This window comes from Mycolicibacterium tusciae (assembly GCF_002086795.1).
In the GTDB taxonomy this organism is placed as follows: domain Bacteria; phylum Actinomycetota; class Actinomycetes; order Mycobacteriales; family Mycobacteriaceae; genus Mycobacterium; species Mycobacterium tusciae.
Window position 1 is genome coordinate 1 of sequence record NZ_MVIM01000027.1, and the last position, 12,948, is coordinate 12,948.

A 12,948-nucleotide genomic window follows, 5' to 3' on the forward strand; every position below is an offset into this window, starting at 1 on the left:
TGAAAAGTTCCTGCTCGGTCGGGCCGCCCTGTCCGTCGAGGGCCGCCGCAAAGGCGTCGATCGTGGCGACAGTGTGGTGTCGGCTCCGGTTAAATTCTGAGCAGCCTGCTCCGGGGTGGTTTCGAGGCGTCGTCGCAACACTCTAGATTCTGGAGGTTGTGTTGGCATCGTCGCGTCGGGTGAAGAAGGGGCCGGGGCGTCGTCCGCTGTCGGCCAAGCGTCAAAGGTTCATGGAGTTGCGGGCCCGCGGGTGGAGCGTCCGTGCCGCGGCCCGTGAAGTCGGCGTATCGCGGTCGTCCGGGACCAGCTGGGCCAGCGGTCATAAGACCTACCGAAACGGCGTCGTGGTCGGGTTCGTCCCGCCACTGGATCCGCTGGCCGTACGTCAGATCAGCGCTCGCTACCTGTCCCAGGACGAACGCATTGAGATCGCTGATCTGTGCCGTGCTGGGCTGAGCATGCGCGCCATTGCCGACAAGCTCGGGCGTGCGCCCTCGACCATCTCGCGCGAGCTCGGGCGCAACGCCGCGCCGGCCGGTCGCGGATATCAACCCTTCGAGGCTCATCGGCGGGCTACCGTGCGCCGAGCACGTCATCACCGACGACGGGTCGACACCAATGAACAGCTCGGTGTCCTGGTCGCTGAGCTGCTTGGTCGGCGGTGGAGCCCGCAGCAGATCAGCCGCCACCTCCGGGTGCTTTTCCCTGGAGATCGGTCGATGTGGTTGTGTCATGAAAGTATCTATCAGGCTGTCTACCAACCGAATTCACGTTTCCTGCGACCTACGCGATTGGCACCGCATCGGCGTTCGCCGCTGCGTACCGGCCGAGATCACCGCCGCGCCCATCAGTGCCAGCGGCGCCGCCGACCGCGATTCCAGCAGCCCATGCTCACCATCCACGACCGCCCTTTCCCACCCGTTGACCGGTCCCAAGCCGGACATTGGGAGGGCGACCTCATCATCGGTGACAACCACCTCTCAGCGATCGGCACGCTGGTCGAACGCCAGACCCGGACACTGCGCCTGGTGCATCTGCCTCGCGCGGATTCTGACTCGCTGCACACCGCTCTGGTCGACCGGATGCAGGACCTGCCGCCGGAGCTGATGCGATCGATAACCTGGGACCAGGGCACCGAGATGGCCCGCCATCTCGCGACTGCCGACAAGCTCGGGGCGCCGGTGTACTTCTGCGACTCTCGATCACCGTGGCAGCGGGGCACCAACGAGAACACGAATGGGCTGCTGCGTGACTACTTTCCCAAGGGCGTCACCCTCGCCAACTATTCGCTGGAGCACCTGTTGGCAGTCGAGGAGGAACTCAATCAACGTCCCCGGATGGTCCTCCAAGACCGTTGCCCCGCGGATCTATTCGCGGCCCTGCTAGCGTCAAGCAGTCCATCAGTGTTGCAACGTTGACTAGAACCCACCCCGGGAGCAGGCTGCTCAGAATTCAACCGGAGCCGACATGCGATCGAAGCTTCGCCGAAACACGCATCTGCGTCCGCCATTCGACATAGCTCATCCGATGTCGTCGCGAAACGGGTAAGCGTGCGCGAACTGGCTCCGCACGTGCGCCAGCTCAATCATGTCGTAGGACATCGACAGGCTGCCTCGACCAGGCGACACGGAGCGACAGGCCTTGAGTTTCGTGCCCACGGCAGCCGGATGGGTTGTTAGGGAGACACGGCAAGCTCGTCGACAGGAACCTGCTGCAGGCGCTCGCGCCTCTGTGCAGGTTCGTGATCCGTCGAAGCCTCGATGCGGCGGATAATCAGCTCGCGCAGTGGCCGATTGACCGCAACGACAGCGGGGATGGCTAACCCAAGAGGGCGCACGTCGCATCTAAACCCACACCGTGCAACAGCGTCGGGCCATAGGCACGGTGCTGATGCCTTGCACCGGCCGGATTCCAAATGGCACGGGTGGAAGGAGCAATCCACTTGTCCGCATCAGTGGTCACTGCGATCCACTCGCGCTGGCGTACACCAACTGACGTTCTTCGTACACGTGCTCGCGATCAAGTCCGCGATGGCAGGTCCAACACCAAGGTGGCCATTTCGATTCGTGGCCGAAAAGCGGAACAACTAGGCAAGTTATCACCATGCCGCCACCGCCGCATCGGGGACGCTTATCGCGACTGACAGCTTCGTCCCAACCCGCCTCGCTAGAAAGCATGCAGTGACTTCTTCAAGTGACAACGCCCCAGGCGTACAGTCCGTCCTCTCCCCCGAGCCGGCTCGGCGCATGCTTCGCATCGAGGCGCGTAACTCTAGCGTCCCCATTGAACGCAAACCCGACTGGATCAGAACCAGACTGCGCACGGGCCCGAACTACCTGCAGATAACTGACCTAGTGCGACGTCAGAACCTGCATACGGTCTGCCAGGAGGCCGGGTGCCCGAACATCTACGAATGCTGGGATGCCCGCGAAGCGACCTTTCTGATTGGCGGGAGCGTCTGTAGTCGCCGCTGCGACTTCTGCCAGATAACCACCGGTAAGCCAGAGCCCTTGGACCGAGACGAACCTACGCGGATCGCGGCGAGCGTGAGGGCGATGGGATTGAAGTACGCGACCATCACCGGGGTCGCACGCGACGACCTACCTGATGGCGGCGCCTGGCTGTACGCCGAGACGGTCCGTACGGTTCACCACCTCAACCCAAATACCGGCGTCGAGCTACTCGCGCCGGACTTTCGCGGCATACGAGATCAGTTGAACCAGGTGTTCGAAAGCTCGCCAGAAGTATTGGCTCACAACGTCGAGACGGTCCCTCGGCTCATGAAGAAGATTCGACCCGGTTTTGATTATCAGCGTTCCTTGGGTGTGCTGACGGCCGCCCGAGAGGCAGGCCTCATCACGAAGTCCAATCTGATTCTTGGTCTAGGAGAGACTCGTTCCGAAATTTCGGCCACTCTGCGCGATCTACGTGACAGTGGGTGCGAGTTGCTCACAATGACCCAGTATCTGCGACCGTCAGTACGGCATCATCCCGTAACACGCTGGGTCAAGCCAGAAGAATTTGTCGAGCTGGCCGCAGAGGCGAAAGCTGTGGGTTTCACGGCAGTGATGAGTGGGCCCTTAGTGCGGTCCTCGTACCAAGCCGGAAGACTACACAACGAAGCGCTCGCAACCAGGAGTTCGCTTCAGCAGTAGTGCGTGCTTCTACTCACACACCCGAGCACGGGTCTCAAGCGCAGCGATGCCGCCAGGTGACCACGACATTGACTACGCACTTCCCAGGGTCCGAAGTGCCGGTCGCTGTTGCCCGTCGTTGAACGTGACGATGTTGACGTCATCGTCGGTGATGATGACGGATCGATGAGAACGGCCCCGCTCGGTGTTTGAGCGGGGCCGTGGTGGTCTCGGTGACGGGATCGTCGCCGCGGTGATGCCGTGGTGGTCACGGTGATGGGAGTCTGGTTCAGTCTGAGGCTGTTTCGCTGATGGCGATGCGGGCGGCTTTCTCCCCGACGATGGAATGACCGGCGGCGAACGCCGCGGTCAAGGCGTGCAGGGCGAGGTTGTTGACCGCTCGTGGGTGGCCGCGGGAGGCGTTGTGAATCAACGTGACGGCATCGTCGGCGAACAGGACATCGGAGCGGCCGGCGATCTTGGTGTGATGGCTGATGTAGTCGGCGGTGTCAGCAGGACTCATCCCGGGCAGGGTGTAGCGCACCGCGATGCGCTGATCCAACGCGGCCAGCACCCCGAGACGCAGCCGGTGCCGCAGGGTGGGCTGGCCGACCAGCACCACCGCGAACGGTGATCCGGAGTCCATGTCGTGGTTGGTGAGGAGCCGGATCGCTTCGAGCTGATGGTTGTCGAGCAGATGGGCTTCATCGACGACCAGCACGGGGTTGCGGCCGCGTTCGGCGTGTTCAGCGGCCAGGGCGTCGGCGGCTTGCGGTGCGAGGCGGGCGGTGTGAAATACCGGGGTGTGCCCGAGCGCGGCCACGATGTGAGTGAGCATGCCGCGAACGCCGATGGTGGGGTTGGCCAGATAGATGATGACGTGCCGGGCGGGGTCCAGGGCGGTCGCCGCGGCGCGGATGGCCACGGTTTTGCCGGCGCCGACTTCACCGGTGATGACCCCGATGGCGCACTGATCCACACACCAGCCGATGCGGGCGATCGCTTCACTGTGGCCGGGGTAGCGGTGCAGCATCGACGGGGCCAGGTTGCGCCCGAACGGCATCCGACTGAAACCCCAATGCGACTGCAGCCGTTCGATACTCATGCCGACACCCCACCCTCATGAACAGTGCTGTCGAGGACGGTGATCGAGAGTTGATCGGGAATCTGGCCATGGTCGCTGACGGCGTCGACAGTGCGGTCAGCGCTGGGGCCGTAGAGGGCGTGGTAGCCGATGCGTTCATCGTGGCGCAGTTGCTCATGGTGGGCGGCCGCAGTCAACGCCAGGTAGTCGATCCCCGTCGCCGCCGGTGAAGGATCAGCGGTTTCGGGTCTGGCTTTCGGATGGGTGTGGCGGGTGATGGTGTGAGCCACGGCGGCGCCGAAACTCTGGTCGCGGTAGCGGACCTCGATGTTCTCCAAATCGAAGGGACTGAACACCAGCTCCACCCGGCGCCCGGCCAGGGCGGGGTCGACCCGGTAGGTGTTGGAGTGCAGCGAGACCGTGGCGGTCTTGGTCACCACCCGAAACTCCGACCACAAGAACGCCTCGGTCAGATCCGCCGCGGTCGGTAATGCCGGGCACCCGCCGCGCCGGTCCCAGCCGGCCTCCCACCGCGCCAGCGGCGCTTGCCCGGTCTCGGAGTGGGTGCGGCGGTGGTATTCGGTCTCCACCCAGGCCATGAACAGCCGGTTGAGCTCCAACAACGCGGTGGCGTGGTCGACCCCGGCCGCAGCAAGGTCTTCGCTGCTGGTGTCGGTGACCTCGACGAGGAACTGTTCACGCACGGTGCGGAAGAACCGTTCGATCTTGCCGCGGCCCTGCGGGCGCCCCGGCGCGGAATGCACCAGCCGGATCCCGAGTTTCGCGCACGCCCGCAACAACCACGCATCCACGAACGCGGACCCGTTGTCGACATAGATCGAGGAGGGAACTCCTCGAGCGGCCAACGCCGGCTTCAGCGCCGCGGCCAGGCGCACGGCGTCTTCGGCGAACCCGAACCGGTGCCCGACGACCAGCCGACTGTGGTCGTCGAGGAAGGCGAAGAGGTAGGTTTTGCGGTCCCCGACCCGCGGGCCGTGGAGAGCATCGCCGACCCACAGTTCATTCGGGTCGGCGGCTTCGAACCGGCCAAACACCTCACCGGTCTGGCCAGCGGCCGGGCCCATCAGCTCGCGGCGGTGAAAATGGCGCAGCAAGGTCGATTCCGAGGGCGCCCACCCAGTCGCGGTGCGCAGGATCCGGGCCACCTGAGCCACAGTGCGCGACGGGTTCTCCCGTTTCAGCGAGGCAGCCAGCTCCAACACCTGCTCATCGGTGCGGGTGGCCAGCCGCCGCGGCTCAGGCACCAACGCCTCAAACCCGCCGGCGCGGTAGCGGCGGATCCAGCGGTCCAACGTGGGTCGCGCCACCTGCACCTGACTGCCGAACGGATCGATATGGCGGCGCTGCGCGATGTCGCGGACCAGCCGGCCCCGCTGTTTGGTCGACAATCCCGCCTCCAGTGCGGGGCAGATCAACTGATAGCGGAACAACCCGATCGCCTGGGCCCGTTCCCGACGTTTGTGCTCTTCCAATGACACCGCAGTGTCCTCCTCGCATGCTCGGCGGCCCCGCCCGAAACCGTTGCCGGACAGGTGCCTTGGCGAGGATCACCGAACACGTGGGTTCCGCGTCAGGGGCAACTGGTGTTGCTCACCCCGGCGGACGGCCGGTGGCCAGACCGGCGCCAACAGCTGGCTACTGCTGACCGCCACCATCACCAGCGGTGGCGTCACCACGCCCAGCACGCCGACCGGGCCGAACCGCGTCCGGATCGCTGCGGCAGCGGTGACGATCGCAGCCACCAGGTCAACCCAACCGCAGCCGGCCCCATCCGGGATTTCCACGTCGATTCCGGTGCCGACCGCGACTTGGAGGAACCACGTCCGCAGCGGCTCCGCTCGCCCGGCCGCCCGGCGCAGCCACCCCCGCACCGTGGCCCCTGGCGTTCCCAGCTTGTCTGCGATTCTGCGATGTCCCCAGCCACGAGCTCGCAGCGCGAGCGCATCCCAAATAATCTGGGCTGCATACCCTCTGCGCAGCAGCGTCCTCACAGATAGCAGCACGTGGGTAACCAGACACGACCGGCATCGAGCCCGTCGGGGACGCACCGGGCCGGCTACGCCGTGGATGCGGCGGACTCGGGCGAATCCCCAGCCGCCCAGCACCCCGTCGGGGCAGACCGGGCACACGATCTGTCCGGCCGCCAGCCGGGACTCGACGTGAACGAGATCAGCCTCTACCGTCACCATGAGTGCCTCCGTGCACTACAGCGCGGCACCCTGCGAGCCCGCCAAGACTTCAGCGGGGTGCCGCGCGACCCATCAGTACGTCCTCACCCTGACGGTGCACACCAACACCAGCAACTCCGCAATAATCCGGGCCTCATATCGGCAACCTCAATGACGATCGACTACCTCGTGGTCGTCATTCTGAGAGACGGTCAACAGTCGCTCGCGCAAGCTAGAGCTATCAGCAACCACATACTGCATACGAAAGGCTAGTCATGAAGGAAATTCTCGTTGTCGGCGGCGGGTTTGCTGGGGTCTGGAGTGCCGCGGGCGCGGTCCGCAGGGCCCGCGCGGCCGGCGATGACGGCGACGAACTGCACGTGACGCTTGTCAGTGATCGAGATGATCTAGTGGTTCGACCCCGTCTTTACGAGGCCAATCCCGAGAGTATGCGCGTCCCATTGAACGGCATCCTTGACCCCATCGGGGTCAGTCGGGTCACGGCACGGGTGGTCAGTATCGATGTGGCAGAACATACAGTGCAAACACTGAGCAGTCTGCGCATCGAAATACCGGCCAAGCCGCTCAGCTGACTCAACCACACCCCGCACATGCGCCAACCGCCGAGGCTGCCCAGCCAACCGCGCCTCGGCCTCCCGCCGCGCACGCTGCGCCAACACCCCGCTCACACCAGCCAGCCTACGAGCCCCATCGCCACGGTGCAGACCCATAGCTGATGCTCAGCGCAGCCGTGACCGCACAGCCCGCAGGAATCCGGCGGCTACCTGCGGGCTTCGCTACGCTCCCTCTGCTCCCGTCCGCGCCGGTCGCTACACTTCGCCCTCCGTCCGCCGCCACTACCGGCCGGCCACGACAATCAGGGCCCACATCTCAGCGGCCTCAGCGCCCCGCCATCACGACAAGTCGAAGCCGGTACCGCTACCGGGTCGCATCGCGCCGCCACGGACAGCACGCGCGTCAACGCCCTCGACCGCCTCTGACCTGCGATGTGAGAACTTTCTCTACTGCTATTAAAGAACTACCGGCGTTTCTGCAGCCTCGCGCAACAGCTGCGTCGGTAGGGTCCGCGTCCGAACCAGCACGGTCTGACTCATTTCTTTACCGGCCACCCGTTGGGTGTGCCTGCAATTGTCAGATCCGTCGACCGTGCTTGGTTCGGCGCGGAACCGCCAGCACGGAGTGACCTGATAGGAGCGCGACCAAGCATCCCGTAGCAGTATCGTCCCCGTACCGGCGGCTCTGCCCTTCACCCATCCAGAAAAACTCCGGTCATAGGAAGGGCCACAATGCAATCCATCATCGCCGCAGCACCGAGCCTGCCAGGCGTCACCGTCGGTGTCGACACGCATAAGCAGTTCCACGTCGCGCATGCCATCCATGAACTCGGTCGCCCGTTGGGCACTCATCAGATGCCCGCCACAGGCCACGGTTACCACGTGTTCGTAGCGTGGGCACGATCTTTGGGACAACTCGCGGTGGTCGGCATCGAAGGCCCCGGCCACTACGGAGGGGGTTTGGCCCGCCACCTACGCGTCGAAGGGATCACCGTCACCGAGGTCGGTCGCCCGAAGCGGCAGCGCCGCGCCCGCTACGGCAAATCCGATCACGCCGATGCGGCCGGGGCTGCGGCCATCGTGCTGGCCGGTGAAGACCTCGGAGCACCCAAGACCGCCGATGGCCCCGCCGAAATGGTGCGGGTGCTGCGGGTAGCTCGCACCAACGCCGTGCGGGCACGTGCCAAAGTCGTGACCGCACTCAAAGATCTCATCGTCACCGCCCCCGACGAACTGCGCGAACACCTGACCGGTCTGCACAAGAGTGACCTGCTCTACGCCTGCCGGATCCTCGATGTGTCCGAAATGCTTTCCACGCCAACCGATGCTGTCAAGATCGCGCTCAAGTCGTTGGCCACCCGTTGCCGCGAACTCGACGCCGAGACCGACCGTCTTGGGCGACAGATCGACACCATCACCGCCACCGCAGCGCCCCAGTTACGTGCTGTCTACGGGGTTGGTCCCGACACCGCCGCCACCCTGCTGTCCGCGATCGGCGACAACCCCGACCGCATCCGTCACGAAGCCGCGTTCGCCAAACTCTGCGGCGTGAGCCCACTGGAGGCATCCAGCGGCAAGACCGTTCGCCACCGACTCAACCGGGGCGGCAACCGCGACGCCAACCGCGCGCTGCACGTCATCCTGGTCGTACGGATGCGCCGCCACCAACCCACCCGCGACTACCTGACCCGCCGCCTGGCCGAAGGCAAAACCAAAAACGAAGCCATGCGCTGCCTCAAGCGCTACATCGCCCGCGAGATCTTCCACGCCCTACGACCGCCTCAACAACCCGCGAAAATCGTTGCCTGAAGATAGGAGCATCTGCTATCGATACATCGGCGAGAAGTAGGCCCAGGCGCCGATGCCGAGCGCGGTGAGCAATAAGAACACGAGCAGCGTGCGGCGCAGGTTGGTCGTCATGCCCCTGTAGACACCGCAGGGTGGACATTCGTGACACCAGCGGTCAGGACCCCGCCTTCGCTTGACCGCGCCAACCCCGGTGTCCACGATAACCAACGCCGCGAGGGCCAGCCCGAATTGCCGCCAGGTCTTGACATCTGTCCGGGCGATCGTGCACGAATTCTGTTGTGCGGTGCTACCGCATTGCCGTCGTCGGAACGACGACCGTTACCGCCGGTCTCGGCTCGATGCTCGCCTATCGCGTAACGACAGCATCTCCAGATCGACGCGCCGGCAGTTCCTCAAACCTGGCCGCCGGCCTTGGTGCCACATTCTGGGACAAATCGGTCGGGGCTCGTCGGGGCTCGCCAAAGGGTGGGTGCAGCTGCCCGTCGAACACGCGATGAGCGTGGCGCGCTTAGCTAAGTGATGTCCGACACACGGTGTCACATTTCGCCGCAGGGTGGTGTCTTACGGTTGTCAGAAATAACTGGATCAGGAGGTCTCGATGAGCATCAACAACGTACGAACTATGTTGGACAAGAGATTCCACGTCGTTGTGATTGGCGGCGGCTATGCTGGGGCGCTGGCTGCCAATCGGCTGCAACAGAACCGAAATATCGACATCACCATCATCAATCCGCGCCCGACGTTCGTTGAGCGGGTGCGGTTGCACCAATTGGTTGCCCGAAGCGGAGAAGCAACAGTCGACCTAGCCGGGATCCTGGGCAACCGTGTGCGGCTGATTGTCGACACCGCAGCGCGCATCGACGTCGTTACCCGCAGCGTGGCTCTGGCCTCAGGCGGGACAGTGCCATACGACTATCTGATCTATGCCGTGGGAAGCATCGGCATAGTGCCCACTAAATTGCATGGCGCGAGCGAATTTGCCTTCCCCATTGCTGAGCTTGAGCAAGCCGAGCGACTTCGCGACGCAGTGGACAAGCTGCAACCCGATGCGCCAATCTGTGTCGTGGGTGGGGGATTGACCGGTATAGAGGCCGCTTCGGAACTGGCAGAGCACCGTCGCGAGGGCTCGGTGACCCTGCTGTGCGGAGGAGTCCTCGGTCCGAGTCTGAGCGAGAAAGGGCGTGCTTCAGTCCGCCGGCAGCTCAAGCGCCTTGGCGTCGATGTCCAAGACGACGCGGTGGTGGCCGAACTCCGCTCCGACCACGTCCGGCTCAGCGACGGGCGGACCCTACCGAGCAAAGTGACTGTGTGGACGGCCGGCTTTGGCGTGCCGGATCTGGCCGCCAAGAGCGGCCTGAGCACCGATGAACTGGGACGGCTGCTGACCGACGAGACACTGACGAGCGTCGACAACCCGTACATCATCGGTGCCGGCGACGCTGTGGCCCCCTCCAATGAGCCGCTGAGAATGAGCTGCCAGGCCGCTGGGCCGCTGGGCGCCAGGGCTGCCAACACTGTGCTCCAACGTGTCGCTGGCGATCCGCTCACACCCCTCGGTCAGAATTTCGGCGGGCAGTGCATCAGCATCGGACGCCGCCGCGGCACGTTCCAGCTGACACACCGCGACGACACGCCGCGGCGTGTCTATGTGGGCGGCAGGATGGCAGCGAGTATCAAAGAGATGATCTGCAAGACCGTTGTCAAGCAGATTGCCAAGGAGAGTCGCAAGCCAGGCAGCTACAACTGGCCCGGCTCTGAAAAGCAAGCTGCCGCAGCCAAGAATACCGTCGCGTGAGGGCCGATGACGGACTCCTTGCAGCGGGTCAAGACTTTGCGCGGCCCGCCGTGCCATCTCGTGGTCGTTGTCATCGGCCCGGCTCCGTAGCGCGCCAGCGCGATGACTGTCATGTAAGCGCTGGCGATACGTGGCCAGCTGAGCACACCAAGTCTGGGCCGATGGTGACGGTGCGCGCTACACCGATCGATCGCATACGTTTAGGTACTGCCCAAACAATAGCCTGGCCCTTGATATCGGGTCCTTGCTGGGGGATGGCTCGAAGTCCGCACGTTCGTCGACATGGGCGGGCATCGGGTGTGGGACGAGAATGCCGTCCACACTGTCTTTGGCGGAAAGGCTCGGCACGAGGTCGACGACATCGCTGGTGGTCGCTATTGCGGCAATTTGGTGACTGCGCGACTCCAGGCCGGTGCTGCGACAGCGGTTGGTCTTCATGCGGACGTAGGTGTGCGAGGCAGGATCATCACCGACCAAGACGGTTGCCAAACAAGGTTTTCGACCGCATGTCTTATGGAACTCCGCTGCCTGCTCGCGTGTTTCGGCCCGAGTTGGGTCATATGGCTTAGTGCCTTGAATTTTCGGCTTCCAGCGCATCCAGAATGGTCTTGACCTCGTTGTCTATGGCTGGCGGGTAGGTGGCGATGACGCCATTGAGGTCGATGGTGGCCGAGCGCAGGGGTTTGAGGGTGCGCAGGAATCGGCGCAGTGACAGTCCGGTCCGGTTCTGGACCTCGCGGCTGACGGCCAGGGCGGTGAACACGATCGTCAGGTGGGCTTCGATGGCGTCGCGGGTGCGGGCGAACATAGGTCGGGCGGCGAGGTCGGATTTGGACATCCGGAAGGACGCCTCGACGTGCCAGAGGTTGTGGTAGCTGGCGATCACTTCGGTCGCGGGCATCAGCGCGGCGTCGATGTTGGTGACGTAGCCCTTGAGCCCTACCAACCGGCGGGCCCGCTGCAACGATGCCTCGTCGAATTCTTGGGAACCGTTGCGGTTCTTGATGAACCGCGGTACCCGCGCCGCCTTCTCGCCGGCGGCGACCGCGCGGGCCTTGTTCTCCTGCAGGTTGAGCGTCTTGGTGTCACGCACCGCGCGTTTGGTTGAGTACGCCCACACCGCCCGCCACGACTTGGCGTGGACGGCCGGATCCCAGACGGGCTCGGCTTTGCGTTTGGGGTCGCTGGTCTTGGTGGCGGTGCCGCGTTGATCGCGTGGGGTGATGGTGTCGATGATCTGGCCGTCGGTGAAGAAATCGCCGTGCCAATGGAAGTGCGATGCCAGATCATTGGGCGCTTTGGTAACCCTGGATCCGACGATGAACCGCAACCCTGCCTCGTCGAGCTCGCGCAGATTGCCGCTGGCGAGCATGCCGGCATCGGCGACGACGACCATATCGGTGATCTGGTGGCGGGCTTGGAACGCTTTCACGATGGGCACGATCGTCAGAGTTTCGGCCTTGTTGCCTTCGAAACAACCGATCTCCAAGGGGAATCCGCGCCGGTCGACCAGCAATCCGACCACGATCTGTGGATCGACGCGGCGTTCTTTGGAGTAGCCGACGCGGCGCAGGTCATCTTCCTTGTCGGCCTCGAAGTAGAGCGTGGTGACGTCGTAGAGCACAAGGCTGACATCACCGGCGGTGCGGGCGTGGGCGAAACAGGCGGTAGCGATCTGCTCGCGATACCCACCGGCGCGGGCGCGGCGCAGGGTGCGTTTGCGGGTTGACAGTGACGCCGAGGTGCGGCCCAGTTCGGCCAGGACCCGATCGACATCGAGCAAGCTGGTCGGTTCCACCACCCGGGCGATCACCAGGTCCCGGAAGACCTCATCGCCCGCCGCGGCCTCGAACCCCAGGCTGGCGTACACCTGGGCCAGGGCGTCATAGAGCAGCCCGCTGCTGCTCTTGAGCACCCGTGGTCGCGCCACCAACTCCCGCGCCGTGGGCACACCAGCACCGTCGGGGAACAACGCTTCAGCCGGATTCGGAACCATCTGGGCCCGAACAGCTTTCGGGGTAATCCCGAGATCAAGCTCGCCTTGGGTGTCATCGGCCAACAGCCGGCGGGCCTCCTCGATGAGCAGACCCAGCTCGGCGTCATCACGCGCAGAACCGACATGGCGCACGATCCTGCGGCGGCCGTCGACGGATTCGGCGATCTGGACCGCCGTTGCGCCCGAGGCGGTGCGCACCCGCCGAATCCAGACCATCCAGGCAGCCTACCGACCCAAATTAGTGCCTAGCGGGTGCACTAAGCCGAGACATCACTGCAGTTCAACGCCCTGCAGCTTCCGAAAACTGTCCGAAGTGACCCAACTCAGGAGCGGGTCAAGACTTTGCGCGGCCCGCCGTGCCATCTC

10 protein-coding genes and 1 pseudogene are annotated in these 12,948 nt (G+C 64.4%); 5 read left to right on the forward strand and 6 right to left on the reverse strand.

The window, feature by feature from the left end:
• Positions 1-179: 179 nt before the first annotated feature.
• The gene (locus tag BST47_RS28430; RefSeq protein WP_109398736.1) at positions 180-1,418 is read left to right on the forward strand and encodes an IS30 family transposase; all 1,239 of its coding nucleotides are present in this window, start codon (positions 180-182) and stop codon (positions 1,416-1,418) included.
• 828 nt (positions 1,419-2,246) lie between these two features.
• Positions 2,247-3,155: a lipoyl synthase gene (lipA, locus tag BST47_RS28435; RefSeq protein ID WP_046191198.1), complete on the forward strand. Its 909-nt coding sequence runs from the start codon at positions 2,247-2,249 to the stop codon at positions 3,153-3,155.
• A gap of 268 nt (positions 3,156-3,423) precedes the next feature.
• Here lipA and BST47_RS28440 read toward each other — a convergent pair whose 3' ends face one another.
• The 3 genes from BST47_RS28440 to BST47_RS28450 form a co-directional block, all read right to left on the reverse strand.
• The gene (locus BST47_RS28440; protein ID WP_083129156.1) at positions 3,424-4,239 is read right to left on the reverse strand and encodes an ExeA family protein; all 816 of its coding nucleotides are present in this window, start codon (positions 4,237-4,239) and stop codon (positions 3,424-3,426) included.
• Positions 4,236-5,717, reverse strand: coding sequence for a DDE-type integrase/transposase/recombinase (locus tag BST47_RS28445; protein WP_083129157.1), 1,482 nt, complete (start codon positions 5,715-5,717; stop codon positions 4,236-4,238). The genes BST47_RS28440 and BST47_RS28445 overlap by 4 nt, the downstream gene beginning before the upstream one ends.
• Before the next feature lie 69 nt (positions 5,718-5,786).
• A complete protein-coding gene (locus BST47_RS28450) occupies positions 5,787-6,428 on the reverse strand; it encodes a helix-turn-helix domain-containing protein (protein ID WP_207568720.1) in 642 nt (213 codons plus the stop codon).
• Positions 6,429-6,682: 254 nt separating this feature from the next.
• Here BST47_RS28450 and BST47_RS30850 point away from each other — a divergent pair, with 254 nt between their 5' ends.
• Positions 6,683-7,000 (forward strand): NAD(P)/FAD-dependent oxidoreductase, encoded by a 318-nt coding sequence (locus BST47_RS30850; RefSeq protein ID WP_046191199.1) that lies wholly within the window; start codon positions 6,683-6,685, stop codon positions 6,998-7,000.
• Here the strand turns inward: BST47_RS30850 and BST47_RS28455 are convergent.
• Positions 6,950-7,096: pseudogene (locus BST47_RS28455) on the reverse strand (HD domain-containing protein); the annotation flags it as partial. The gene BST47_RS30850 and the pseudogene BST47_RS28455 sit on opposite strands and share 51 nt — an antisense overlap.
• A gap of 618 nt (positions 7,097-7,714) precedes the next feature.
• Here BST47_RS28455 and BST47_RS28460 point away from each other — a divergent pair.
• The gene (locus BST47_RS28460; protein WP_046191200.1) at positions 7,715-8,791 is read left to right on the forward strand and encodes an IS110 family RNA-guided transposase; all 1,077 of its coding nucleotides are present in this window, start codon (positions 7,715-7,717) and stop codon (positions 8,789-8,791) included.
• Between the two features lie 598 nt (positions 8,792-9,389).
• Entirely contained in the window at positions 9,390-10,586 is a 1,197-nt protein-coding gene (locus tag BST47_RS28465) for an NAD(P)/FAD-dependent oxidoreductase (protein WP_082635008.1), read from the forward strand.
• 177 nt (positions 10,587-10,763) lie between these two features.
• Here BST47_RS28465 and BST47_RS28470 read toward each other — a convergent pair whose 3' ends face one another.
• Together BST47_RS28470 and BST47_RS28475 are read right to left on the reverse strand one after the other, a co-directional pair.
• Entirely contained in the window at positions 10,764-11,183 is a 420-nt protein-coding gene (locus tag BST47_RS28470) for a tetrahydrofolate dehydrogenase/cyclohydrolase catalytic domain-containing protein (RefSeq protein ID WP_082635009.1), read from the reverse strand.
• Positions 11,152-12,798, reverse strand: a complete 1,647-nt coding sequence (locus BST47_RS28475; protein WP_046191535.1) for an IS1634 family transposase — start codon at positions 12,796-12,798, stop codon at positions 11,152-11,154. The genes BST47_RS28470 and BST47_RS28475 overlap by 32 nt, the downstream gene beginning before the upstream one ends.
• Between the last annotated feature and the right edge of the window lie 150 nt (positions 12,799-12,948).